Below are 25,652 nucleotides of genomic sequence, written 5' to 3' on the forward strand. Positions count from 1 at the left end.
AACGGAGTATACCGCGCCGGGACTGGGGCCCCTACGACCGCGCCCGGATGATCGCGACGCGCGGAATGCCGGCGAGGTCGGGCTCGATGGCGACGACCTGGAGACGGTCCTGTCCGGCGTACAGGTCGCGCAGGGCGGCCTCCTGGCCGAGACCGATCTCGACGATCAGGTGGCCGCCGGCCTTCAGGAACACGCCGGCCTCCCGCGCCAGACGGCGATGGCAGACCAGGCCGTCCGGACCGGCGGCGAGGGCGGCGCGCGGCTCGAAATTCCGCACCTCGGGCGGCGACCGCGTGAGGTCGTCGTCGCTCAGATACGGTGGGTTGGACAGGATGAAATCGACCGCCCCCTCCAGGCCTGTCCCGCGGTGCGGCAGGAGGAGATCACCGGCGGCGAACCGGATGCGCGCCGCGACGCCGTGGGCGAGGGCATTGTCGCGCGCGACCCGCAACGCCTCCTCCGAGACGTCGCTGGCGTGGACGCGGGCGCCGGGGACCTCGCGGGCGACCGCCACGGCGAGACAGCCGCTGCCGGTGCCGATGTCGAGCACGACCGGCTCGGGCGAGCGGTTCAGGCGGAGAAACGCTTCGACGATCCCCTCGGTCTCGGGGCGCGGGATCAGGACGGCCGGTGCGACCTTGAACGCGAGCGACCAGAACTCCTGCACGCCGGTCAGGTACTGCAGCGGCTCGCGCGCCGCCCGCCGGGCGATCTGGGAGCGGTAGCGGGCCGCCAGCGCGGGCTCGACAGACAGCTCGGGGTGGGCGTGCAGTCGCGCGGCGTCGAGACCGAGGAGGTGGGCCAGGAGGACTTCGGCGTCGCGCGCGGGGTCGGGAACTCCGGCCGCCTCCAGACTGGCCCTCCCCTCGGCGGCCAGCGACGAGGCGGTGGCCCTCTTCAGACCCGCACCTCCTCCTTCAGCGCCTCCGCCTGGTAATGCGCGACGATCGGCTCGATGAGCGAATCGAGGTCCCCTTCCATGATCTCGGGCAGGCGGTGGATGGTGACATTGACCCGGTGATCGGTCAGGCGGTTCTGCGGGAAGTTGTAGGTCCTGATCTTCTCGGAGCGCTCGCCGGTGCCGACCTGGCTGCGGCGGTCCTTGGCGATGGCGTCCTTCTGCTTCTGGATCTCGAGGTCCAGTAGGCGCGAGCGCAGCACCTTCATGGCGCGCGCCTTGTTCTTGTGCTGCGAGCGCTCGTCCTGGCATTGCACCACCGTGCCCGTCGGCAGGTGTGTGATGCGGATCGCCGAGTAGGTCGTGTTGACCCCCTGGCCGCCGGGACCCGTGGCGCAGAACGTGTCGACGCGCAGGTCCTTCTCGTTGACCTCGATCTGCACGTCGTCGGCCTCCGGCAGGACCGCCACCGTGGCGGTCGAGGTGTGGATGCGTCCGGAGGACTCGGTCGCCGGGACCCGCTGCACCCGGTGCACGCCGCTCTCGTGCTTCAGACGGCTGTACACCTGTCTGCCGTTGATCAGGGCGATGACCTCCTTGACACCGCCGAGACCGCTCTGGCTCAGGTTCAGGACCTCGACCTGCCAGCCCCGTCGCTCGGCGTAGCGGCTGTACATGCGGAACAGCTCGGAGGCGAACAGCGACGCCTCCTCGCCGCCGGTGCCGGCCCGGATCTCGAGGATGACGTTCTTCTCGTCGTTCGGATCCTTCGGCAGGAGCAGCGCGCGCAGCTCGGCCAGGAGCGTCTCGCGGCGCTGCTCGAGCGACTGCAGCTCCTCGCGCGCCATGGCGCGCATCTCCTCGTCCTGCATCAGGGCCTGCGACTCCTGGATCTGGCGCGCCACGTTCTTGTAGTCCCCGTACTTGGTGATGGTCCTCTCGAGCTCGCGGTAGGCCTTGGTGACCTGCCGGTAGCGGTCCTGATCGGACACGAGTCCCGGATCGCTCATCTGCCTTGCGAGCGAGTCGAATTTCTCTTCGAGACTCTTCAGACGATCGAGGATTTCCATGTCGAGAATCTATCACCGCGGCGCGCGGGGCGCCACACTCAGCGGGACTCGGCGCACGCGCGCCGGTCCCGGGGACCTGTGTCCGGATGCCAGTCCTGGACTCAACGATGTCATGGGGCGATGCGGCGCCGGGATCGGGACCGGGCCTTGCGGCGCCGGCCGGCGCTACGCGCCGGTGGCCGGGCCCTTGCCTGCGGGAGAGGCGGCCTTGTCTTTCGAGGTGGCCGGCGCGCCCCCCTTCGGGACGTTCTTGTAGCGCTTCTCGAACCGCTCGACACGGCCCGCCGAGTCGATCAGCTTCTGCTTGCCGGTGAAGAAGGGGTGGCACTTGGCGCAGATCTCGAGGCGCATGTCGTCCTTCGTCGAGCGGGTCGTGAAGGTCTCTCCGCACGCGCAGGTGACGGTGACGATCTTGTAGACGGGATGGATCCCGTTCTTCATGTGACGACTCCTCTGCTGGAAGTGCGCATTATAGACGCATCGGGGCGCCGGCGCCAAGTGTTCTTGGTGACCCAACCGGACCTACCCCATGTTGCTCATGGAGGACAGGAACTCCTCGTTGTTCTTGGTCTTCTGCATCCTCTCGATCAGGAGCTCCATGGCCTCGACGGGCGACAGGGAGTTCAGGACCTTGCGCAGGACCCAGGAGCGGTCCAGCTCGAGCTTGGCGAGGAGCAGCTCTTCCTTGCGCGTCCCGGAGCGGGTGATCTCGATGGACGGGTAGATCCGGCGGTCGGCGAGCTTCCGGTCGAGGTGGATCTCCATGTTGCCGGTTCCCTTGAACTCCTCGAAGATGACGTCGTCCATGCGGCTGCCGGTCTCGATGAGGGCCGTCGCGATGATCGTGAGCGACCCTCCCTCCTCGACGTTGCGCGCCGCGCCGAAGAAGCGCTTCGGGCGCTGCAGGGCGTTGGCGTCGACACCGCCCGACAGCACCTTGCCCGACGGCGGCACGATGGTGTTGTAGGCGCGGGCCAGGCGGGTGATCGAGTCGAGCAGGATGACGACGTCCTTCTTGTGCTCGACCAGGCGCTTGGCCTTCTCGATGACCATCTCGGCGACCTGCACGTGGCGGGTGGCCGGCTCGTCGAACGTCGAAGAGATGACCTCGCCGTTGACCGAGCGCTGCATGTCGGTCACCTCTTCCGGCCGCTCGTCGATGAGCAGGACGATCAGGATGACCTCGGGATGGTTCTGCGTGACGCTGTTGGCGATCGCCTGCAGCAGCATCGTCTTGCCGGTGCGCGGCGCGGCCACGATCAGGCCGCGCTGTCCCTTGCCGATCGGGCAGAGGATATCGAGGACGCGTGACGAGGCGTTCTCGCGCGTGGTCTCGAGCTTGATCCTCTGGTTCGGGTACAGCGGCGTGAGGTTGTCGAAGAAGATCTTCTCGCGCGCCTGGTCGGGGTGCTCGAAGTTGACCGCCTCGACCTTGATGAGGGCGAAGTAGCGCTCCCCCTCCTTGGGCGGCCTGACCTGGCCCGAGATCGTGTCGCCGGTGTGCAGGTCGAACTTGCGGATCTGCGACGGCGACACGTAGATGTCGTCCGGCCCGGGCAGGTAGTTGTACTCGGGCGCCCGCAGGAAGCCGAAGCCGTCCGGCAGGGTCTCGAGGACCCCCTCGGCGAAGATCAGTCCGGACCGCTCGGTCTGGGCCCGCAGGATCTCGAAGATGAGCTCCTGCTTGCGCAGGGCCGTGGCGTTCGGGACGTCGAGCGCCTTGGCAATGCCGGTCAGCTCGGCGATCGACTTCTCCTTGAGGGTGCGGATGTCCAGCTTCTCGCCGGAGAGCTCGGCGGGCGGGGCGTCGATCCGCTCCGCCTCGTCCTCGGCGATGACGGCCGCCTCAGGCGGTTCGGCACCGCCGTTGGTGGCGACGGCCGGCGCCACGGGGGTCTCGGCGTCGGCGGTCGGGCGGCGAGGCGGGCGGCCGCCTTCGCGGCCTCCCCCCTGCCGCGGGGGTCTTCCTTCACGGGGTGGCTTCACTTCACGTTCCATTTTGTCTCCGTTCACGGGATGGTCCTTCCTCCTTGAATGACCGCGCGGCCGCGGAGCCTGTCGCTCTGCGCCGCGCGGAGTGTCTCGTTCTCACAGACTTCGTCGATGACCCGCCACAGGGCGGGTACTCCGTCCCCGGTCGCCGCCGACACGGCGATGGGGGTCCTGCCGTCCGGAAGGCCGAGCCAGCGGGCTGCGTCCTTCAGAGCGCGCGTCTTCTCGTTGCCGGAAAGCTTGTCGATCTTGGTCAGCACGATCTCGCGGCGCACGCCGAGGGCGCCCAGCCAGTCGCACAGCTCGCGGTCCATCTCGGCCGGCTCGCGGCGGCTGTCCACAAGGTGCACCGCCAGGTCGGGGCGCCCGGGCTCGGCCATGTAGGCATCCACGAGACCCTTCCACTGAACGCGCACCGCGTCCGGGACGTTGGCATAGCCGTACCCCGGGAGATCGACGAAGTACAGACGTTCGTTCACCGAGAAGAAGTTGATCGCCCGCGTGCGTCCCGGCTCCTTGCTGGTGCGGGCCAGGCCGCGCGCTCCCAGCAGCCGGTTCAACAGGCTCGACTTGCCGACGTTCGACCGGCCCATGAAGGCAATCTGAGCCCATCCGTCGCGCGGAAAGTCCTCCGGGCGCGTGGCGCTGACGTGGAAACGGCAGGCGGTGATCTTCATGTCCGGTTGGGTCAAAAGACTTCGGATTCAACCCGCAGGCGCGCCGCTTAGCGGCGCCGTCCGTCGGTGGGCCCGTCCGCGCGGTACGGCGAGGGCGGACCGTGATGCTGGGGAAATCCCGCGGGACGGACCCGCGGGCTCTCTTTCGGGACTGCAACGCGCCGCTCTAGGGATTTTGCAGGAACGGACGCGCCGGGACGATCCTAATGAGCAACCGTGCCGGGGATGCCCTTGTTGAGGTCCTTATTATACTCCTTTTCGACCTCCGGCTGGTCCCCGCGCTCCAGGGCAATCTGGAGCACTTCGTCCATGGTCTCCACGAGCTTGAATTCCAGGGTCTTCTGGATGTCCTCGGGAATGTCCGCCAGGTCCTTCTCGTTGTCACGCGGCAGGATGATGGTCCGGATTCCCAGACGGTGCGCCGCCAGGATCTTCTCCTTCACGCCGCCTATCGGCAGGACCTTTCCTCGCAGCGTGATCTCTCCGGTCATGGCGACGTCACCGCGCGTCGGCGTCTTGGTCAAGAGCGACGCCAGGGCCGTGGCCATGGTGATGCCGGCGGACGGGCCGTCCTTGGGGATGGCCCCCTCGGGCACGTGGATGTGGATGTCGTACTTCCTGTAGAAGTCCTCGTCGAGGCCCAGGACCGCGGCGCGCGACCGAATGTACGACAGCGCCGCCTGCGCCGACTCCTGCATGACGTCCCCCAGCTTGCCGGTGAGGGTCAGCTTGCCGCGTCCCTTCATCACCGTCGCCTCGGTCGTCAGGATTTCGCCGCCGGTCTCCGTCCAGGCCAGTCCGGTGGCGATGCCGATTTCGCTCTTCTTGTCGCTGGTGGCCGGGCGGTAGCGGGGTATGCCCAGGAACTCGGTCAGCTGGTCGGACTTCACGGTGAAGGTGTACTCGGCCCCCTCCCGGACGACGCGGCGCGCCAGCTTGCGGCAGACCGAGGCGAGCTCGCGCTCCAGGTTGCGGACGCCGGCCTCGCGCGTGTACTTCTCGATCATGTCCCTGATCGCCTCTTCCTCGATGGTGAACTTCTTCGGTTCCAGCCCGTGGTTCTTGAGCTGCTTCGGGACGAGGAAGCGCTTCGCGATGTTGACCTTCTCGAACAGCGTGTACCCGGCCAGCCTCAGGATCTCCATGCGATCGCGCAGGGCCGGCGGGATCGGGTGCGTGATGTTCGCCGTGCAGATGAACATCACCTGCGACAGGTCGAACTCGGTGTCGAGGTAATGGTCCAGGAACGTCGAGTTCTGCTCGGGGTCGAGGACCTCGAGGAGGGCGGACGACGGGTCGCCCCGGAAATCCATGCTCATCTTGTCGACCTCGTCGAGCAGGAACACCGGGTTCTTCATCGCGGCCTTCTTCATCATCTGGATGACCTGGCCGGGGAAGGCGCCGATGTAGGTGCGCCGGTGCCCCCGGATCTCCGCCTCGTCGCGCACGCCGCCCAGCGACACCCGGACGAACTTGCGGCCGGTGGCCCGGGCGATCGACTGGGCCAGCGAGGTCTTGCCGACGCCCGGCGGGCCGACGAAGCACAGGATCGTGCCCTTCATCTGCTTCTGCTTCACCAGGCGCCGCACCGCCAGGAACTCGACGATGCGCTCCTTGATCTTCTCGAGGCCGTAGTGATCCTCGTTCAGGACCTTCTCGGCGAAGTCGAGATCGCGGATCTCCTTGCTGCGCTTGTGCCACGGAACCGAGATCAGCCAGTCGAGGTAGTTGCGCGACACCGTCGCCTCGGCGCTGACCGGCGGCATGACCTCGAGCCGCTTCAGCTCCTGCATCGCCTTCTCGAGCGCCTCCTTGGGCATCTTCGCGGCGGCGATCTTCTCCTTCAGCTCCTCGACTTCGTTCAGCTTGTCGTCCTTGCGGCCCAGCTCCTGCTGGATCGCTTTCATCTTCTCGTTGAGGTAGTACTCCTTCTGCGCCTTCTCCATCTGCTTCTTGACGCGCTGGTGGATGCGGCGATCGACCCGCAGCTTCTCGATCTCGGCGTCGAGCAGGTTCGCCAGGATGGTCAGCCGCTCGGCCGGGTTGAAGGTCTCGAGGAGGTTCTGCTTGTCCTCCATGCCGACCTGCACGTGGGCCGCGATCGTGTCGGTCAGCCTCCCCGGCTCGGACACGCGGATGGTCGAGATCATCGTCTCGTACGGGAGGTTGGGCGAGAGCTTGACGTACTTCTCGAACAGCGACACCACCTTGCCCATCTCGGTCTCGATGTCGGGGGTCAGCTCGACCTTCCCCTCGATCGGCTCGAGCGTGGCCACGAGGAAACCGTCGTCCTCGCGGATCTCGACGACCTTGCCGCGCGTGGCCCCCTCGACCAGGAGCTTGATGTTGCCGTTCGGCAGCTTCAGGCTCTGGACGATGTTGGCGATGGTGCCGATGAAGTTGATCTCGTCGGGCTTCGGGTCGTCGATCTTGGCGTCGCGCTGCGTGGCCAGGAAGATCCGCTTGTCGCCCAGGAGCGCCTTTTCGACGGCGACGAGCGAGGACTTGCGCCCCACGACGAACGGGATCATCGTGTAGGGGAACACCACGACATCCCGCAGCGGAACGAGCGGCAGAACTTCCGTTTTCAGGCCCCGGTTCTCGATCCCGTTGATCATCTACCCTGCCTTCTCCATGAGGATGATGGGCGCGGTCTTGTTCTCGACGACTTCCTTCGTGATCACGCACTCCGTGATGTCCGAGCGCGACGGAAGCTGGTACATCAAGTCGAGCATCAGGTCCTCGAGAATCAGCCGCAGCCCGCGTGCTCCGATCTTCCGGAGCAGGCTCTGCTCGGCGATCGCCTCGAGCGCGTCCCGTGTGAACGTCAGCGTGACGTTCTCGTACTCGAATATCTTCTGGTACTGCTTGCTCAAGGCGTTGCGCGGTTCGGTCAGGATCTTCACCAGCGCATCCTTGTCGAGGTCGCCGAGCACGCCGATCACGGGAAGCCGCCCGACGAACTCGGGGATGAGCCCGTACTTGATGAGGTCGCCGGGCTGAACCTGCTCGAGGACCTCCTGCACGTTCTTCTGCGACTTCGACTTGACCTCGGCCTTGAAGCCCATCGCCTTCTTGCCGATGCGCTGCTCGATGATGCCGTCCAGACCGACGAACGCGCCACCGCAGACGAACAGAATGTTGGTCGTGTCCATCGGGATGAAGTCCTGGTGCGGGTGCTTGCGCCCGCCCTGCGGCGGGACGTTGGCGACCGTTCCCTCCAGGATCTTCAGGAGCGCCTGCTGCACGCCCTCGCCCGAGACATCGCGGGTGATCGACGGCGAGTCGCTCTTGCGGCTGATCTTGTCGACCTCGTCTATATAGATGATGCCGCGCTTGGCCTTCTCGAGATCGTTGCCCGCGGCCTGCAGAAGGCGCAGCAGGATGTTCTCGACGTCCTCGCCGACGTATCCCGCCTCGGTCAGGGTCGTCGCGTCGACGATGGCGAACGGCACGCTCAGGAGCTTCGCCAGTGTCTGCGCCAGGAGCGTCTTGCCCGTCCCCGTCGGCCCGATGAGCAGGATGTTGCTCTTCTGGACCTCCACCTCGGAGCGGCGCTTCGACAGCTCGTTCCTCTTGTAGTGGTTGTAGACCGCCACCGCCAGCTTCTTCTTGGCCTTGTCCTGGCCGATCACGTATTCGTCCAGGAACTCGCGGATCTCGACCGGCTTCGGCAGCTTCACCTTGGCCTTAGGCTCGTCCGGCTCGCGCTCCTCGGCGATGATGTCGAGACAGATATCGACACACTCATCGCAGATGTATACGGTCGGACCGGCGATCAACTTCTTGACGTCGCGCTGGTCCTTGTTGCAGAAACTGCACCGGAGTGATTCGCCGTCGCCACGCTTGCCGGCCATTGCCGATCTCCTGGGTCCGACCCTTGAATGTGTCCTGGGATTCTCGTGCTATTCGCGCTTGGAAATGACCTGGTCGATAATGCCGTACTCCTTGCCGGCGCTGGCCGTCATGATGAAATCGCGATCCGTGTCGCGCTGGATCCGCTCCATCGGCAGCGCCGTATGGTGGGCTATGATGTTGTTCAGACGCTCGCGGATTCGCAGTATTTCCTTGGCATGAATGTCGACGTCGGTCGCCTGCCCCGAAAAATCGCCCATCGGCTGGTGCAGAATGATGCGTGAATTGGGCAGCGCAAAGCGCTTTTTCGGCGAGCCTGCGGCCAGGAGCACCGCCGCCATGCTCGCGGCCTGGCCGATGCAGATCGTCGAGACGTCGGGCCTGATGAACTGCATCGTGTCGTAGATGGCGAGACCCGCGGTGACGGAGCCCCCGGGGCTGTTGATGTAGATAGAGATGTCCTTCTCGGGGTCTTCAGCTTCGAGGTACAGGAGCTGGGCGATCACCAGGTTGCTGAGGGTGTCGTCGATTCCACTCCCGATGAAAACGATGTTGTCCTTCAGGAGCCGGGAGTAGATATCGTACGCACGCTCACCCCGGTTGGTCTGCTCGACCACCATCGGAACGAGTGGCATGGGGATTTACTTCACCTCGTGCCTAATATTAGCACCATTCATCACAAAGTCAAGCGACTTTTCCCTGACGATCTGCCGCCTAAGCCCTGCCAGACGCGCATTTTGCGCGAGACGATCCTTCAGAGCGCTGACAGTAATGTTATGCCGCTTCGCTTCGTCCCGGAGCCAGTTGTTGACGTCATCTTCCGTCGCTTCGAGCCCCTCCTGGACCGCGATCGCCTCCAGGATCAGCATGGCGCGGACGGCCTGCGTGGCGGCGGGGACCAGACGGGCGCGCTCCTCCTGCCAGTCGACCTGCGCCTTCGACGGGTCCTTCCCCTCCGCGATCATCTCCCTGACGATCGCCTCCAGGCGTCGATCCACCTCCGATTCCACCATCGCCGATGGAACGACGATGGCCTGTCGTTCCACGAGGTAGGACAGAATCTTGTCCTTGGCTTCCGCATCCTCGGCGGCCCTGGCGCGCTTGTCGAGCCCGCCCTTCACCCGCTCCCTGAGCTCGGCCAGGCTCTGGAAATTGCCCAGCTCTTTGGCCAGTTCGTCATCGATATTCGGCACGACTTTCTTCTTGATTTCCTTGATTAAAAGCGTGTACGCGACGGTGGCGCCGCGCAGCGACCCGGCGCGCTCCTCGTCCGGATAGGCGGTCTCGAACGAGCGGGTATCGCCCGCCTGCGTCCCCAGGATCGCCGCGTTGAAGTCGGGATGGTTGTTCTCCGCGCCGGCCTCCAGGAACAGCGGCTCGTCCGCCAGATTCTTCCCTTTCCCCTTGATGAACCGGCAGGACAGGGTGCCGACGATGAAGTCCCCCTTCTGCGCCGGCCGGTCCGTGACCAGATCGAGCTTGGCCGCCCGGTCGGCGAGCTCGCGCACGGAGGCCTCGATCATCTCATCCGTGACCTGGCGCCGCGTAATCTCGACCTGGATCCCGTGGTAGTCCGAGACCGACACGACGGGCCGGACCTCGAAGGTGGCCTTGAAGGTGAGCGGCCGGCCGTCCTCGTAGTTCACCTCGTCCAGGACCGGGTCCGTGACCGGCTCGAGCTTCTTCTCCTCGAGCGCCTTGAGCGAGAGCTCGCGGACCATCCGGCCGATCACCTCGTCCCGCACTTCCTTTCCGAAGCGACGGCGGACGATGTCGATCGGGATCTTTCCCTGGCGGAAGCCCGGGACGCGGGCGTGGCGCGAGTACTCCTTGAAGGAGCGCTCCACCTCCTCCACCACCTGCTCGCTCGGAACCTCGACCTCGAGACCCCGCTTGCATCCTTCCAGCTCGTTGACGACCACTTTCATCAGATCCAAAGACCTCGCTCCGACAGGGTTCTTGAGGTGTTGGGGAATCGACCCGGGGTTGGAACCCAACGTGCGACCGAGAGATGGGATCATAGCAGGAAGGGAACCCGGGTACAAGGCCGGCGGTTGACCGTTCGCGGATTTCACCAGACCTTTCAGGACATGATCGGCGCTGTGGACCATCCGCACCACAGGACCATCGTCTTCTCCGAGAACGTCGCGCGGTACCTCCTGCGTGGTGAGAGCTATCTTTCCCGGTCCGAGTTCGTGCTCGTGGCGGGCGCGAGCGGCCGGGAGGTCCTCGATCTCGCGGCTCGTGAGCGGGCGGTGGCAGCGGTGCTCGGCTTCGATCTCGGAGACCTCCGGGCCGACGAAATCTGCCGCGGCCTGAAGCGATCCCTCGATCATCCCCCCGTGGTCCTGGTCGTCGGACCGGGGCGGCCGCCGGACGCAGCCCGGCGCTGCCGGGAGGCCGGCTGCGACGACTATCTCGTCTCCCCGGTCGATCCTCCCGCCCTCCTGATCCGTCTGGCGTCCCACCTCGGCATCCACTTCCGGATACATCCCCGCCGGCGGGTGGTCGTGCCGGTATCCTACGGCCGGGTGATCCGCGAGTTCCTCGGCTACACGCGCGACCTGGGCGAGGGCGGAGCGCTCATCGAGTCGGTGCTCAAGCCCGGCCCCGGCCGGCGTCTCGTGCTGCGTCTCTATCCCGAGGGTCAGGACGCGCTGGTGCTGCCCGCGGTCCTCCTGAGGGCGCGGCAGTCGATGGACCACGGGCAGAACCTCCTGGGGGTGCAGTTCCCGGATCCGCCGGCGACGGAGAGGGGGAGGCTCAAGGACCTGATCGACCGGCGCATCTGATACTCTGGAGGGCGTCAGAGATGGAGGAACCGTGGGTCGCCTGAGCCGCCTGCGCCCCGACCAGGTCGGAGAGGACATCCGGTCGCTCTTCGAGACCTTCCTCAGGGAGCGCGGCAACATCCCGAACATGTTCCGGACGGCGGCGCACCGTCCCGAGATCCTGAGCACCATGCTAGCCCACTTCCGGGCCGTCATGGGACCGGGCACCGTCCCCGTGGCGCTGAAGGAGATGCTGGCGGTCCGCGTGTCGCGGATCAACTCCTGCGACTACTGACTCGCGTCCCACACTGCTTTGGCAAAGCAGTTCGGAGTCAGCGACGCCGCTCTCGATGGATTGAAGGACCCCGGCCGCCATCCTTTTCCCCCCGAACAGAAGGCGGCCTTCCTGTTCGCGGACGCCATGACCGACGGCCCCGGGCACGTGCCCGACCCGGTCTACCAGGAAGTGCGCCGTCATTTCAGCGAGGCGCAGGTCGTCGAGATCGCCTGCGTCGTCGGATTGTTCAACTACTTCAACAGGTTCAACAACGCCCTGCACGTCGAGGTTACGCTCACCGACCCGGACGTGATCGTGCGCCTCGTCGAGGAGGCGGGGGCCGTGGGGATCGCCGTCGCGGATTTCTGCGACCGCGTGGCGGACATCCTGCACCAGGGGCGCCGCTACATCCGGGTCGGCATCTACCAGCGTGACAAGGACCGTCTCGTCCTGCGCGCCTGGCGCGGGGCCTCATCCCCGCCCACTTCGCCAGGACTGGGCGAGGGGGACGCCGGCGTGACCGGCCAGAGCGGCGTGACCCGCGTGGCCGGTCCTCTTCTCGTCGTTCCGGTGCTGGTGGACGGCGCGGTCGTGGGAGTCATCGAGGTGGAAGGCGATCGCCCCGCCGCCATCGACGAAGAAGACCGCCCTCTCGTGGAGCGTGTCGCGACGGTCCTCGCCGCGCGGCTGACCTGAGCGCTCGGGAGGACTGGTGCGAAAGGAGGGATTCGAACCCTCATGGGTTGCCCCACCGGATCCTAAGTCCGGCGCGTCTGCCAGTTCCGCCACTTTCGCGAGATCGAGAACGGGCACTTGCAGGAGAGCCGGGACGGCGGTGCCACCGTCCCGGCCGTCGAAACGTCTAGCAGGCAGCCGTGACGCAGTGCGTGGGTGCGCCAGGGTTGATGCACTTGAAGTCCTTGCGGTGGCCACAGCTGGCGGGGCCATCACAACCCTTGTTCTCGCACGTTGGGCTCGCGTAAGCTGCGCCCACTGTCACGTTCGAGAGAGACGACACGTAGGGAGAGCCGGTCGGGGCCGATGGAACAAGCGGAATCACGGTCAGAATTGCGGCGACGACCAGCAACCGGAGGGCGATCTTGACGACATTGCTCATACCCGCATCCTCCTTCTACGGCCAGTGAAACCCGCCCCGGGTCGGCCGAGGCTTGCCCGGGTCGGCCGGCGGCACCGCCGGCATGCTTGGGCTGCGATTGGAGACCCTACCGCGAAATCCGACGCGAGGCAAGCAGGAGACGCGGCGCGATGACCTCCTCAGGGCGCATCATCTATATTAGAGCGCTGCGGCGGCCCGCGAACGGTCGCGGGCGTCCTCGTCCCGGGCCGCGCCCGGGAGCGGAGGTCGTGTGGCCGAGCGTGCGCCCTTCTACCGGATCGTCTTCGGCCTGGCGGCCCTCTACAACCTTGCCTTCGGTCTGTGGGCCGGATTCGCGCCGTACGCCTTCTTCGACCTCTTCCATCTGAGGCCGCCGCTCTATCCGTCGATCTGGTCCTGTCTCGGGATGGTGGTGGGGACGTACGGCCTGGCTTACGGCTACGCCGCGCTGCGGCTCGATCGCGCCGCGCCGTTCATCGCCATCGGGCTCCTCGGCAAGGTGCTGGGGCCGATCGGCTGGGTGCTCACGGTGCGCTCCGGCGAATGGCCGGTGCGGACGTTCACCCTCGTCCTCTTCAACGACATCGTGTGGTGGCTGCCGTTCGCGCTCTTCCTCCTCGACGGGACGCGGATCGCCGGGAGAGTGCGCGACGCTGCGGCACCCGCCTGCGCCGTCCTCAACGCGATCGCCGCGCTCGCGATCCTGGCCGTGCTCCGGCCGGGGACGGAGCTCGTCCCCGATGTATCGGACCGCGTCGCGTACATCTCGTCCCACGCCCTCGCGTGGCGGGCCGGCTGGGCCCTCTGGATCGCGGCGGCGCTGAGCCTTCTCGCGTTCTACGCCTGGTGGGGAGCGCGCCTGCCGCGGCGCTCGTGGGCGCTCGCGGCCTTCGTGGTCGCCGCCGCGGGCGTCGCCTGCGACCTGACCGCCGAGTCGCTGTTCATCGGCTGGCTGCCGGAGCGCATCGAGGAGGTGCAGCGGATCGGGTCGCTCCTGACCGGAGGGGCCGCTAACGGTCTGTACACTCTGGCCGGCGTCATCCTGACACTGCAGACGAGGTCTCTGCGCGGCGGTCTGCTCGTCTGGACCTGGGCCGTCTGGGCCGCCGGCGTCGCGCTCACCGCGACGTCCGTGGCCGGGAGCCTGTCCGGCATGATGGTCTCGACGTCGGCGCTGATGATCCTGTTCTGTCCCTGGGCGTGGGTGATGAGACGAGCGCTTCGATGAGACGGGTCGTGGTCGTCGGGGGGACCGGGTTCTTCGGCCGCGTCGCGGCCGAGCGTCTGCGGTCCCACGGAGTTCGGGCGGTCCTGGCATCGCGCCGGGCGGGGGCCGAGCTGCGCGTGGACGTCGAGAATCGCTCCTCGATGAAGACCTCCTTGAAACCGTACGACGTCGTCCTCGACGCGGCCGGCCCGTTCCAGGCGCGCACCACGGCGCTGATCGAGGCGGCGATCGAGACCGGCTTCGACGTCGTCGATCTCTCCGACAGCCTGCGCTACGCCGAGCGGGTCGCCGATCTGCGTCTGAGGATCGAAGCCGCGGGGGTCCGTGTCCTGACGTCCTGCAGCTCGGTCTCGGCGGTCGGAGCCGCGGCGATCCACCTGAGCGGCGTCGAGAAGCCGGTGCGGCTGGATGTCGTCCTGCGGCCTGCGACGCGCGACACGGCCCACAGGGCGACCGCCCGGGCGCTCTTCGAATCGGTCGGCCGTCCGATCCGTGTCCTGCGGGACGGACGGCTGACGCAGGTTACGGGCTGGCGCGAGTCGCGGCGGCTGCGCTTGCCCGCGACCGGACGGAGGATCCGCGCCTACCTGAGCGAAAGCGCCGACGCGCTTCTCCTGCAGCCCGCCTGGCCGTCGCTGCGGCGCATCGAGTTCCACGTCGACGCGCATGTCCCGGGAATGAATCTCCTCCTCGCCCTGTCGGCGCGCTCGCAGGCGATCCGGCGTGCAGTGGGCGCGCTTCTGCCGCTCGGTCTGGCTCTCTGCCGGCTGTTCGGAAGTCGCGGCGGCGGCATCCTGTTCGAGGTCGAGGACTCGGACGGTGCCTTGGTCACGCTCGCCCTGCAGGCGCCGGCGAAGAGCTATCTGGTCGCGATCGCACCGGCGGTCCTGGCCGCGCGCGCCATTGCGGAAGGACGCTTCAAACCGACCGGGCTCGTTCCGCCCGAGCAGCACGCCGAGGCGAGCGAGCTCGCCGCGTATCTCGGCTCGCTGGGCATCGATCGTGTCACCGTCAGGCACGGTCGGAGAGGCGTGTGAGCGCCGGGAGCGGCTGGCGGATCTTCGTCGATACCGGCGGGACGTTCACCGACGCCCTGGCGGTCAACACTTCGGGCGAGGTGCGGCGGGCGAAGATCCTGAGCAGCGGCGCCCTGCGTGGGACGATCGACCGGGCGGACGGCCGCTCGCGCCTGCGCGTGCGGGCCGACTGGTCGCTGCCGGACGATTTCCTGCGCGGCTTCCGCTTCCGCGGCCTCGAGCCCGGCTCCCCCGAAGTCACGGTGAGCCGCTACGACGCTGGGACGTCGACGATCGATCTGTCTGAGGCGTGGCCCACCGACCTCGTGCCAGGACAGCCGTTCGAAGCAATCTCTCCCGAGGAGTCGCCGGTCCTCGCGGCCCGCATCCTGACGCGCACCCCGCCCGGCCGGCCGCTCCCGGTCGAGAGTCTGCGTCTCGCCACGACCCTCGGGACGAACGCGCTCCTCGAGCGGCGTGGCGTGCGCACGGCGCTGTTCGTCACGCGCGGCTTCGCCGACCTCATTCTGATCGGAACGCAGCAGCGTCCCGATCTCTTCGCGCTCGACGTCCGCCGGCCGGCCCCCCTCTACGAAAGCGTGGTCGAGGTCGACGAGAGGCTCACGGCCGACGGCTCGATCCTGCGCCCCCTGGAGGAACGGGAGATCGTCGACAGCGCCTCGCGTCTCGCCGCCTCCGGGATCGAATCGGCGGCGGTGGCCCTCCTGCACAGCCACAGGAACCCGCGTCACGAGGAGCGGGTCCAGGAGATCCTCGAGCGCTGTGGCATCCGCCACGTGTCGCGCTCGTCCCTGCTGGCGCCGTTCATCAAGATCCTGCCGCGCGCCGAGACGGCCGTCGTCGACGCGTACCTCGCTCCCGTCGTCCGCTCGTATCTCGACCGGGTGGGGAGGAGCCTCGTGGGAGGCCGCCTGCACGTCATGACCAGCGCCGGAGGCGTGGTGACGATGACGGCCGCGAGGCCGAAGGACATGCTTTTGAGCGGCCCCGCCGGGGGCGTCGTGGGGGCCGCGATCGCCGGCCGAAAGTCCGGGTTCACGAAGGTCATCGCCTTCGACATGGGCGGGACGAGCACCGACGTCGCCCGCTTCGACGGCGATTACGAGTACACCTTCGAGCACCAGGTCGGAGACGCCCATCTCGTGGCGCCGGCCCTGGCGATCGAGAGCGTCGCCGCGGGGGGCGGATCGATCTGCGCGTTCGAGGCCCGGCGGCTGCGGGTCGGACCGCGCAGCGCGGGCGCCAGTCCCGGTCCCGCGTGCTACGGAGCCGGCGGACCGCTGACGCTGACCGACGTCAATCTGCTCCTGGGACGCCTCGACCCCGCCCGGTTCGGCATCCCGATCGGGGAACAGGCCGCGCAGCGCGCGGCCGAAATCCTCGTGCGCGCGCTGGCGGAGGAAAGCGCGCCATCCCCCGCGCGCGAGGCGGTGCTGTCGGGGCTCGTCGACATCGCCGACGAGCGGATGGCCGACGCCATCCGGACCGTCTCGGTGCGGCGCGGCTACGACCCCGCGGACTACGCCCTCGTGGCGTTCGGCGGAGCTGGCGGCCAGCACGCGTGCGGGGTCGCCTCGCGGCTGGGGATCCCGATCGTCGTGGTGCCCGCGGATGCCGGGCTCCTCAGCGCCCTCGGTCTGCGGCACGCGGTGATCGAGCGCTTCGCGGAGGAGCAGGTGCTCGCGCCGCTCGAGACCGCCGCGAAGCACCTGGCCGCCGTGGTCGGACGTCTCGAGCGCCAGGCGATCGAGAGGGTCGCGTCGGAAGGGGTGGCGCAAAGCGAGATCGACATGCGCCGTCGCACCGTCCACCTGCGCTTCGCGGGACAGGACTCGGTGGTCGAAGTGCCGTACACGGGGGAGGCCTCCCTCGAGGAGGCGTTCGCCCGGCGCTACGCGGCGCTGTTCGGCCACCGGCCTGAGGGGCGGCCGGTCGAGATCGAGTCGATCCGTGTCGTCGCCTCGTCCCGCCCCGTCCCGGACGGCGGAGAGCGCCGGCCGCCGGCTGCCTTCGAGGCGGCCCCAGCCGGCACGAGACGCGCCCACTTCTCCGGACGATTCATCGACGTGCCGGTCTTCGATCGCGACCGGCTCGAGCCCGGGGCCCGCCTGCGCGGGCCGGCCCTCGTGTTCGAGGCGCACGCGGCCACCGTCGTCGACACAGGCTGGAGCGCTCTCGTCGACGCGGCGCTCGCCCTGGTCCTGCGCCGCGACGGGAACGCCGCGTCGTTATCCGAGTCGGCGCGTCCGGAGGCGGTCCGCCTCGAGCTGTTCACGAACCGCTTCCGCGCCATCGCCTCGGACATGGGGGAAAGGTTGAGACGCACCGCCATCTCGACGAACATCAAGGAGCGTCTCGATTTCTCCTGCGCGATCCTGGATGCCGCCGGCGAGCTGGTGGTCAACGCACCGCACATTCCCGTGCACCTCGGCGCCCTGGGTCTGTGCGTGCGCCGCCTGCGCGAAACGCTGCGGCTCGGGCCCGGAGACGTGGCGGTCACCAACCATCCCGCCTACGGAGGCTCGCACCTTCCGGACGTCACGGTCGTCACGCCCGTGTTCTCCGACGGAGCGGCAGCGGACCCGATCGGCTACGTCGCCAGCCGCGCCCACCACGCCGAGATCGGCGGCAGCCGCCCCGGCTCGATGCCGCCCGCCGCCACGACCCTCGCCGAAGAGGGGGTCGTCATCCCGCCGCTCTACCTGGTGCGGCGCGGCGAAGCGCTCTGGGACGAGATGCGTCGCCTGCTCCAGGGCCCCCCCTGGCCGTCGCGCGCGGTCGAGGACAACCTCGCCGACCTGCGCGCAGCCGTCGCGGCGAACCACGCCGGCGCCGAGGCGCTGCGCGGCCTGGCGGGCGAGCACGGCGCCGCGACGGTCGCCCTCTACATGGAGAGGCTGAAAGACCTCGCCGCGTCGAGCATAAGCGAGGCCCTGAGCGAGGTCCCGCCCGGCCGTTACGCGGCCGAGGAGAGTCTCGACGACGGCACCGTCCTGCGCGTCCTCCTCACACTCAAGGACGGCCGCGCGGCGATCGACTTCACCGGCTCGGCCGGCGTCCACCCAGGCAATCTCAACGCCACGACGGCCGTGGTGCGCAGCGTCGTCATGTACGTGCTGCGGCTGCTCCTGCGCCGGCCGCTCCCTTTGAACGAAGGGCTGATGCGCGCGGTCGATCTCACGATCCCGCGCGGCCTGCTGAACCCGGACTTCGACCTCGACCCGGGGCGCGCCCCGGCCATCGTCGGCGGCAACATCGAGACCAGCCAGCGTCTCGTGGACACGCTCCTCAAGGCGCTGGGGCTCGCGGCCTGCAGCCAGGGGACCATGAACAATGTCCTGTTCGGCGACAAGCACTTCGGCTACTACGAGACGATCTGCGGAGGCTGCGGCGCCGGGCCCGGATTCCACGGCGCCAGCGCGGTGCACAGCCACATGACCAACACGCGCATGACCGATGCGGAGATTCTGGAGCACCGCTACCCGGTGCGCGTCGAACGCTTCGCCGTGCGCCGCGGATCGGGCGGTGCGGGGCGGTACCGGGGCGGCGACGGCGCCGTCCGCGAGATCGTGTTCCTGTCGAGCGTGTCGTTGTCGGTCCTCGGCCAGCACCGCACGGTGGCACCGTACGGTCTCGCGGGAGGGGCCCCGGGACGCACCGGCGCGCAGCGACTCGTGCGCGCGAACGGCGAGGTCGTCCCGCTCGGCTCGATCGACAGCTGCGAGGCGGGCCCGGGTGACCGACTGATCGTCGAGACGCCGGGGGGAGGAGGGTACGGAGCGCCCTAGAGGGACGTCCCGGTCGAGCGGACCGGTCCGGCGTCGTCCTTCGAATCAGGGAAGAGCCGGCCCATCGCGTCGCGCAGGGCATCGAGGCGGAACGGCTTCCCGAGCAGGAGGGTCCCGGAGGTCGAGGTCAGCTCGATCAAGTTCGGTCGCGTCGTGTCGCTCGCCAGGAAGATGACCCGGCGCGCGAGCCTGGGTCTCGCGGCCTGGACCGCGTCCAGAAGCATGCGTCCCTCGAGCTGCGGCAGATCGAAGTCGGCGATCACCGCCTCGTACTCCTGGCCGCGGATCTTCGCCAGCGCCGTCTCGCCGTTGTCGGCGGTGTCGACCCGGTACCCCAGCCTCTCGAGAAGCTCGAGCACGACACTCTGCACGTCCGCCTCCGGCTCGGCGATCAGGACGCGCGGTCCGGACGGGCGGCGCACCCCCTCCCCCTTTTTTCGCGATCGGGCGGCGATCGTCTTTGTATCGCGCCCGCGCCCGGCGAGCACCTTCTTCGCCTGCTCGCCCGCCAGCGCCTCGGCGGGGGCCGCCGGCAGCTCGACGGTGAACACGGCGCCGCGTCCGGGTTTCCCGGAGGCCCGCAGCGTGCCGCCATGATCGCGCACGATCGCGAAGCAGACCGAGAGACCGAGACCAGCCCCCTGGCCGACCGCCTTGGTGGTGAAGAACGGATCGAACACGCGGCGGGCGTGCTCCGGCTGGATCCCGGGGCCGTCGTCGGTGAACGTCAGGACGACTTTCCCCCCCTTCTGCCCGCCGCCGATCCTCAGGACGCCGCGGCCGCGATGTCCGAACATCGCCTGCTGGGCGTTGGTGATCAAGTTCGTGAAGGCCACACTCAGCTGGTGGAAGTCCCCCAGGACGAGCGGCAACTCGGGGTCGAGATCCGTCTCCACTTCGATGCGCGACGACTTGAGATCGTAGGACTTGCGCTCGAGGGTCCTGAGCAGCACCCCGCTCAGGCCGAGGAGCCTCTTCTCCGGCCTCTCCCGGCGGGCGAAGCGCAGCAGGTCGGCGACGATGCGGGCGGCGCGCTCCCCTTCCCGCACGATCACCTCGACCCCCTTGCGCAGCTTGGAGTCGAGGTCCCCCGCTTGTAGAAGTTGCCCGTAACCGAGGACCGCGCACAGCGGGTTGTTCAGCTCGTGCGCCACGCCCGACAGCAGACTGCCGAGCGCGACCATCTTCTCGTTCTGGATGACTTCCTCCTGCGTGTCGCTGATCTGCTGCAGCCGCGTCTGCAGCTCCTTGTGCAGGCGGGCGTTCCCGAGCGCCAGGGCCACGAGCGACGAGACGATCGCGGCGGTCTGGCGGTCGCGCTCGGTGTAGGGCATCTCCTGGCTCAGGCGGTTCACGTTGAGCACGCCGAGCAGCTCGCCGCGCATGGTCAGCGGACAGACGATCGCGGCCCGGATTCTTCGCAGCGACGGCACACCGCCGAACCGCCTGTCACCGGCCACATCGTCGTTGATCAGGGCCGGCTCGGCCTGCTGCGCCACCCGCCCCGCCACGCGCTCGCCGAGGGCCAGCCGAGTCGCCGTCAGGGTGTCGACCACGCTCGACGTCGAGCGCGCGATGTACAGCTCGCGGTTCTCCCCCAGGAGCATCAGGGAGGCGTCGTCGGCGCGCAGGATCTCCATCGCCGACTGAACCAGGCGGCCGTACAGCAGGTCGGGATCGAGCGTCGAGAAGATCGTGCGGCTGAGATCGAACAGCGCCGACCGCTCCAGCAGATTGCGCCGTTCGAGCGCCCTGCCGATCGAAAATTGCAGATCTTTCAGCACCACCGGCTTCTGCAGGAAGTCGAACGCTCCCATCCGCAGACTCTCGATGGCGCTCTCGAGCGTGCCGTGCGCCGTCAGGATGATGAACTGGATGTCGGGATTGATCTGCCGGATGCGCGAGATCGTCTCGAGACCGTCGATCCCCGGCATCTTCAGATCGCAGATGGCGATGTCGTACGGCGTCGTGCGGGCCTTCAGGATCGCACTCTCGCCGTCCGCCGCCACATCGACCGAGAAGCCGCTCTCGCCGAGGGCGTCCTTCAGGACAGTCCTCACCTGCGGCTCGTCGTCGACGACCAGAAGACTCGCGGGGACCGGTCCCGCCAGCAGTCGGGACTCGATCGGCATTCGGTTTCGGATTCTCCCCGGGGAAACCTCGCGTTCAGGGACGGGCGAGCGCGGTGGTGGGTATCAGTCTCCGGGCGGCTTCGGCCTCGCGGCTGCCCGGCCAGCGCTCGACGATCTCGTCCAGGATCGGGCGCGCCTCCACGTCGCGTCCGACCTTCACCAGCACCTCCGCCAGGCGGACCTTGAACAGCGGCTCGTCGGGCGTCTCCTTTGCGCCGCGCTGGAAGTAGCGCACCGCCACGTCCAGGCTGCCGGCGTCCTGCATCATCGTCCCCAGTCCCAGGAGCGCCGGCGGATATCCAGGCGAGATCGACAGCGCCTCGTGGTACAGCTCGAAGGCGCGTGGCAGGCTGCGCGTTCCTTCCTGGTACATGCGAGCCAGGACCGCCGCGACCTCGGCGTCGCGCGGCTGCGCCCGGCGCACGCCCTCTTCGATGGCGATGGCGCGCGACCAGTCGCGCTCCATGGCCAGGGCCAGGGCCGTCTCGTGGCACGCCCGCCAGTCGGCCGCGCGGCCGCACGACATGCAGGACTCCGGAGAGACCTTCTGCTGCGACGGCGAGGAACCCGCGGGTCCGGCCATCGGCCCCATCGCCATGCCGATCGAAACCGCCATCACGCTCACGAGCGCGAGGACCGCGATCCTGTTCGACTGTCGAGCGATCTGCGTCATCCGGAGCCCCCGGGCGAAAAGATAGGCTCCGCCTGGAAAAGGGCAAGCGATCACAATTTGGTGCTCCTCGCGTAGGATCCCCCCGTCCCGGCCCCACTCGGTATTTCAGGAGGTGACACAGATGCGAAGGCCCTGGTCGTCCATCATTCTGACAGCGCTGGCAGGCGTCCTCGTGGCGGGACTGGTGTTCGGGGCCCCGCCGAGCCCGGGACCGGTAGGGGCCGGTGGCCGTCCCGCCCCGGGGGTCGGTCCGGGGCTCGCCGGCCCGTCGCGGGCCCGGGAGGCCGACCTGGTGCTGCGCGGCGGTGCTATCTACACGCTGGACGCGGTCCGCTCGTGGGCCGAGTCGGTGGCGATCCGCAAGGACACCATCCTGTACGTCGGACCGGACAGCGGCGTCGGTCCGTACGTCGGCTCGCGCACGCGCGTGGTGAACCTAGAAGGGCGCATGGTCCTGCCGGCGTTCCAGGACGCGCACATCCACCCGATCAGCGGCGGCATCAGCCAGATGCAGTGCGCCCTGTACGATCTTGAAACGAAGGAGAGGTACCTGGTCGCCGTCGCCAAGTACGCGTCGGAGCACAAGGACGCCCCCTGGATCAGAGGGGACGGCTGGTCCCTCGCGGCCTTCGCGCCGACCGGGATCCCGGACAAGAGGCTGCTCGACCCGGTCGTGCCGGACAGGCCGGTCTACCTCGAATCGAGCGACGGCCACTCGGCCTGGGTCAACAGCAAGGCACTGTCGATAGCAGGGATCACGAAGGACACCCCCGATCCCCCCGGCGGGCGCATCGATCGCGACCCGCGGACAGGCGAGCCGGTCGGCAGCCTGCAGGACTCCGCCATGAATCTCGTCAGCCGCAAGGCCCCCCCTTACACCGCGCAGGAAAGACAGGACGGACTGCGCCGCGCGCTCAGACTCCTGAACGGCTTCGGCATCACCTCGTTCCAGGACGCCAGCGTCGACACCGACTCGCTCGAGACGTACCGCGCGCTCGACGAGAAGGGAGAGCTGACCGCGCGCGTCGTGGCGTCATTGTGGTGGGAGCGCGACAAGGGGGAGGAGCAGATCGCCGGCTTCCTGGAGGAGCGCCGCAAGTACACCAAGGGGCGCGTGCGCGCCACGACGATCAAGATCATGCAGGACGGCGTCATGGAGGTGCAGACCGCCGCCATGCTCGAGCCCTACAAGGGAAAGCCCGGCGCGCGCGGCCTGGAGATGGTCGAGCCCGAGGCGCTGAAGAAGTACGTCACGCGCCTCGACAAGGAAGGGTTCCAGGTCCACTTCCACGCCATCGGCGACGCCGCCATAAGGCACTGCCTCGACGCCCTCGAGGCGGCGCGCCGCGCCAACGGGGCGCGCGACAGCCGTCACCACATCTCGCACCTCGAGATCTTCAACCCCGCCGACATCCCGCGTTTCCGCGCCCTCGGCGTCGTGGCGAACTTCCAGCCGCTCTGGGCCTTCGCCGACGATTACATTGTGAAGCTCACGCTGCCGTTCCTCGAGCCCGAGCGCGCCCGCTGGATCTATCCGATCGGCAGCCTCTACCGCAGCGGCGCCGTCATCGCCTTCGGCAGCGACTGGTCGGTCTCCTCCCCCAACCCGCTCGAGGAGCTCGAGGTCGCCGTCACACGCATGGGCCCGCAGGGGGAGACGAAGGAGCCGTTCATCCCGGAGGAGCGGATCGATCTCCCCGAGGCGCTGGCCGCCTTCACCATCAACGCCGCCTACGTGAACTTCCAGGACGACAAGACCGGCTCGATCGAGACGGGCAAGCGCGCCGACCTCGTCGTGCTCGACCACAACCTGTTCACGATCAAGCCGGAGGCGATCTCCGACACGAAGGTCCTCCTGACGCTTCTCGACGGCCAGCCGGTGCACGGGAACTTTTCGCTCGCGGCAGCCTCGAAGTAGTCCTGCGCACCGTGGTAGACTGACCGCACACCTCAGGAGGAGCCTATGAAACCTTCCGGGCGCATTCCCTTCGTTGCGTTCCTCGTCGCAGTCTGCTGCGGAGCCACCTGGCCGGCGAACGTCCAGGTGAGCCGGGACCACTCCGGCGATCCCCAGGCCGAGACGTCGCTGGCGGCAGACCCGCGTGATCCCCAGCATCTCGTCGCGGTCTGGTGGGAAGTGACGATGTCCACCTCGGGAAGTCGGGACAAGCGCATCAATTACGCATGGACGAGGGACGGCGGCCTGACCTGGCAAAACGGGCGGCTCGACACCGACGTTTACAGCAGCGATCCGGCCATCGTCGCCGACAGTCAGGGAGACTTCTATATCGAGACCATCATGGTGTCCGATTTCCAATCAGGTTCGGGAGCGAGGATCGGCATCTTCAGGTCCACGGATGGCGGCGAATCTTTTTTCCAGACGGCCGAAGTGGCGCGGGACAATTTCATCGACAAGCCGTTCATCGCCGTGGACCCGGTCAGCGGCGCCCTCTACCTGACGTGGACGGACCTCGGCTCCGGCCCGTCCAGGGGGATCGAGCTGATTCAAATCCAGTTCGCGGCAAGTCTCGACCACGGCGCCACGTTCACCGCGCCCCGGAGCATCTCCACCGCGTTCAGCTTCGGAAGCATGGCTGTTCCTACGGTGGGTCCTGGCGGGGAGGTCTACGTCATCTGGGGTGGGGCGTTCAACGGTCGAATCTGGTTCGATCGCTCGCTCGACGGCGGCATGACCTGGCTGAAGCACGACGTCTTCGTGGCGTCCACGAATCGTGGCGAGGGCAAGGGACACTTCGGATACTTCTTCCCGGCCATCGCTGTGGACAGGAGCGCCGGCCCCTATCGCGGGCGGGTTTACGCAGTCTGGGACAACAGGCTTCCGGAAGGGGATGACATCCTGCTGGCCTGGTCGGACGATCGAGGCGACCACTGGAGCGATCCGCTCCGGGTCAATAACGACGCCCCGGGCAATGGGACTCTCCATTTTCATCAATGGGTGGTCGTCGATGAGCGCGGGCACGTCCACGTCGCCTGGGTCGATGAGCGACTGGCCTGGGACGTCCCCCTGAGGGCCGAATACATGGCTACGTCGACCAATGGGGGCGTCACGTTTGGCCCGAACATCCGCGTCTCCGACGGGGCCTACCCGCCCGCCCGGTTTGTGGGGGAATACAATCAGCCGGCGGCCGCGGGGAACCGGTTTCACGCGATCTGGGCGGACTCACGGCTGGGACATAACGAAGTCTTCACGCAGAGCGCCGACCTGGACGATTTTGACGGGGACGGCGTCCTGAACGACGGCGACCTGGACGGACAGTACGCCGACCACCGCTGCACGGGCGGAGCCACCGCGCCCTGCGACGACAACTGCCCGGGCGTCCCCAACATCGACCAGGCCGACACGGACGGCGACCTGGTCGGAGATGCGTGCGACAACTGCCCGACGACGCCGAACACGAACCAGAGCGACATCGACCGCGACGGAATCGGGGACGCCTGCGACCCGGCAGGGCCCTAAAAAGCGACGGGCAGGGCGTCCACCCGAGAGTGAACGGCCCTGCCCTGAAGTGTGCCGGGTTCGAGCCTTACGCGGCCTGACGATACGCCCGTAGTGCCTTCCGGAAGTTCGCAGCGGCCCGCTTGGCCATCTTCTCGGCCTGATTGCGATTACGACGAGCCTGCCGGAGTCTCACAGCCAACCGACGGTGTGCCTTATCGGACATTGGTCACCTCCAACGCCGCAACATAGTGCCCGTCCGAACATGAGTCCAGCCAACGGTTGTGGAAGATTCGCCGCGTCAGAAATTGTCAGTGACGCTGTTTGGCAGTGATGCGCCCGAAGCGGCTCGCCCCCCCTCACTTTGCCGAGCCCCGTCATCCGTGATAAAACCTGCTCATCTTCACAATAAGGAGGATGGATCATGCGCAAGTCGATCAACTACGCGCTGAAGATCGCGGCCCTGGCCGCCGTCATAGCGTCACTGTCGATCCTGCTGGCTCCACCTGCGCCGGCGCATACTCCGTACACGTCGGCCCTCTCGAGCCTGATGACCTCCCCCGTCTACGCGATGGGATGCCCGGACAAGGCCTGCCTCGATCGGGCCACCTGCTCCCCCGCAGCCGGGTACAAGTGCCTCCACTTCAACGGCAAGGGGTGCCGCAGCATTCTCTGCTGAT

20 protein-coding genes and 1 tRNA gene are annotated in these 25,652 nt (G+C 67.8%); 9 read left to right on the top strand and 12 right to left on the bottom strand.

All coding sequences use genetic code 11. The annotated features are described in order from the left end of the window. Positions 1–31: 31 nt before the first annotated feature. The 9 genes from prmC to tig form a co-directional block, all read right to left on the bottom strand. Entirely contained in the window at positions 32–901 is an 870-nt protein-coding gene (gene prmC, locus VEW47_17050; protein HYS06892.1) for a peptide chain release factor N(5)-glutamine methyltransferase, read from the bottom strand. Further along, on the bottom strand, positions 898–1,962 hold the full coding sequence (gene prfA, locus VEW47_17055; GenBank protein ID HYS06893.1) for a peptide chain release factor 1: 1,065 nt from the start codon (positions 1,960–1,962) through the stop codon (positions 898–900). The genes prmC and prfA overlap by 4 nt, the downstream gene beginning before the upstream one ends. A 171-nt stretch (positions 1,963–2,133) precedes the next feature. Next, positions 2,134–2,409, bottom strand: a complete 276-nt coding sequence (gene rpmE / locus VEW47_17060) for a 50S ribosomal protein L31 (GenBank protein ID HYS06894.1) — start codon at positions 2,407–2,409, stop codon at positions 2,134–2,136. Positions 2,410–2,490: 81 nt separating this feature from the next. Next, positions 2,491–3,744, bottom strand: coding sequence for a transcription termination factor Rho (gene rho, locus VEW47_17065; protein ID HYS06895.1), 1,254 nt, complete (start codon positions 3,742–3,744; stop codon positions 2,491–2,493). Positions 3,745–3,977: 233 nt separating this feature from the next. Further along, positions 3,978–4,637: a ribosome biogenesis GTP-binding protein YihA/YsxC gene (yihA, locus tag VEW47_17070; GenBank protein ID HYS06896.1), complete on the bottom strand. Its 660-nt coding sequence runs from the start codon at positions 4,635–4,637 to the stop codon at positions 3,978–3,980. 203 nt (positions 4,638–4,840) lie between these two features. Beyond that, the gene (lon, locus tag VEW47_17075; GenBank protein HYS06897.1) at positions 4,841–7,255 is read right to left on the bottom strand and encodes an endopeptidase La; all 2,415 of its coding nucleotides are present in this window, start codon (positions 7,253–7,255) and stop codon (positions 4,841–4,843) included. Further along, complete coding sequence (clpX, locus tag VEW47_17080) at positions 7,256–8,494, bottom strand: ATP-dependent Clp protease ATP-binding subunit ClpX (GenBank protein ID HYS06898.1); 1,239 nt, start codon at positions 8,492–8,494, stop codon at positions 7,256–7,258. Positions 8,495–8,542: 48 nt separating this feature from the next. Further along, positions 8,543–9,127: an ATP-dependent Clp endopeptidase proteolytic subunit ClpP gene (clpP, locus tag VEW47_17085; GenBank protein HYS06899.1), complete on the bottom strand. Its 585-nt coding sequence runs from the start codon at positions 9,125–9,127 to the stop codon at positions 8,543–8,545. Positions 9,128–9,133: 6 nt separating this feature from the next. Continuing rightward, positions 9,134–10,420 (bottom strand): trigger factor, encoded by a 1,287-nt coding sequence (tig, locus tag VEW47_17090; GenBank protein HYS06900.1) that lies wholly within the window; start codon positions 10,418–10,420, stop codon positions 9,134–9,136. Between the two features lie 126 nt (positions 10,421–10,546). Here tig and VEW47_17095 point away from each other — a divergent pair, with 126 nt between their 5' ends. The 3 genes from VEW47_17095 to VEW47_17105 are packed head-to-tail and all read left to right on the top strand — an operon-like array spanning position 10,547 to position 12,236. After that, positions 10,547–11,284: a PilZ domain-containing protein gene (locus tag VEW47_17095; protein ID HYS06901.1), complete on the top strand. Its 738-nt coding sequence runs from the start codon at positions 10,547–10,549 to the stop codon at positions 11,282–11,284. A 31-nt stretch (positions 11,285–11,315) separates the two neighbouring features. Continuing rightward, on the top strand, positions 11,316–11,558 hold the full coding sequence (locus VEW47_17100) for a carboxymuconolactone decarboxylase family protein (GenBank protein HYS06902.1): 243 nt from the start codon (positions 11,316–11,318) through the stop codon (positions 11,556–11,558). An 18-nt stretch (positions 11,559–11,576) separates the two neighbouring features. Further along, positions 11,577–12,236, top strand: a complete 660-nt coding sequence (locus VEW47_17105; protein HYS06903.1) for a GAF domain-containing protein — start codon at positions 11,577–11,579, stop codon at positions 12,234–12,236. A gap of 14 nt (positions 12,237–12,250) precedes the next feature. Here the strand turns inward: VEW47_17105 and VEW47_17110 are convergent. Beyond that, positions 12,251–12,335, bottom strand: a tRNA-Leu gene (locus VEW47_17110). A gap of 572 nt (positions 12,336–12,907) precedes the next feature. On the opposite strand from VEW47_17110, the gene VEW47_17115 reads away from it, so the two are divergent. From VEW47_17115 to VEW47_17125, 3 genes are read left to right on the top strand one after another with little or no spacing between them, the layout of a single operon-like run. Further along, a complete protein-coding gene (locus tag VEW47_17115; GenBank protein ID HYS06904.1) occupies positions 12,908–13,885 on the top strand; it encodes a hypothetical protein in 978 nt (325 codons plus the stop codon). Further along, positions 13,882–14,922 carry a saccharopine dehydrogenase NADP-binding domain-containing protein gene (locus VEW47_17120; protein HYS06905.1) on the top strand — a complete coding sequence of 347 codons (1,041 nt, stop codon included), beginning with the start codon at positions 13,882–13,884 and terminating at the stop codon, positions 14,920–14,922. Before VEW47_17115 ends, VEW47_17120 begins: the two co-directional genes overlap by 4 nt. Further along, entirely contained in the window at positions 14,919–18,710 is a 3,792-nt protein-coding gene (locus VEW47_17125) for a hydantoinase B/oxoprolinase family protein (GenBank protein HYS06906.1), read from the top strand. Before VEW47_17120 ends, VEW47_17125 begins: the two co-directional genes overlap by 4 nt. Here VEW47_17125 and VEW47_17130 read toward each other — a convergent pair. Then, complete coding sequence (locus tag VEW47_17130; GenBank protein ID HYS06907.1) at positions 18,707–20,842, bottom strand: response regulator; 2,136 nt, start codon at positions 20,840–20,842, stop codon at positions 18,707–18,709. The two genes, VEW47_17125 and VEW47_17130, sit on opposite strands and share 4 nt — an antisense overlap. 34 nt (positions 20,843–20,876) lie before the next feature. After that, positions 20,877–21,515 (bottom strand): tetratricopeptide repeat protein, encoded by a 639-nt coding sequence (locus VEW47_17135; protein HYS06908.1) that lies wholly within the window; start codon positions 21,513–21,515, stop codon positions 20,877–20,879. A gap of 121 nt (positions 21,516–21,636) precedes the next feature. Here VEW47_17135 and VEW47_17140 point away from each other — a divergent pair, with 121 nt between their 5' ends. From VEW47_17140 to VEW47_17150, 3 genes are all read left to right on the top strand, one after another. Then, positions 21,637–23,433: an amidohydrolase gene (locus VEW47_17140; GenBank protein ID HYS06909.1), complete on the top strand. Its 1,797-nt coding sequence runs from the start codon at positions 21,637–21,639 to the stop codon at positions 23,431–23,433. A 45-nt stretch (positions 23,434–23,478) separates the two neighbouring features. Further along, the gene (locus VEW47_17145; GenBank protein HYS06910.1) at positions 23,479–24,993 is read left to right on the top strand and encodes a thrombospondin type 3 repeat-containing protein; all 1,515 of its coding nucleotides are present in this window, start codon (positions 23,479–23,481) and stop codon (positions 24,991–24,993) included. Between the two features lie 403 nt (positions 24,994–25,396). Beyond that, positions 25,397–25,651 (top strand): hypothetical protein, encoded by a 255-nt coding sequence (locus VEW47_17150; protein HYS06911.1) that lies wholly within the window; start codon positions 25,397–25,399, stop codon positions 25,649–25,651. Position 25,652 lies beyond the last annotated feature (1 nt).

Source organism: Candidatus Dormiibacterota bacterium (genome assembly GCA_035635555.1).
GTDB lineage: Bacteria > Acidobacteriota > Polarisedimenticolia > Gp22-AA2 > Gp22-AA2 > Gp22-AA3.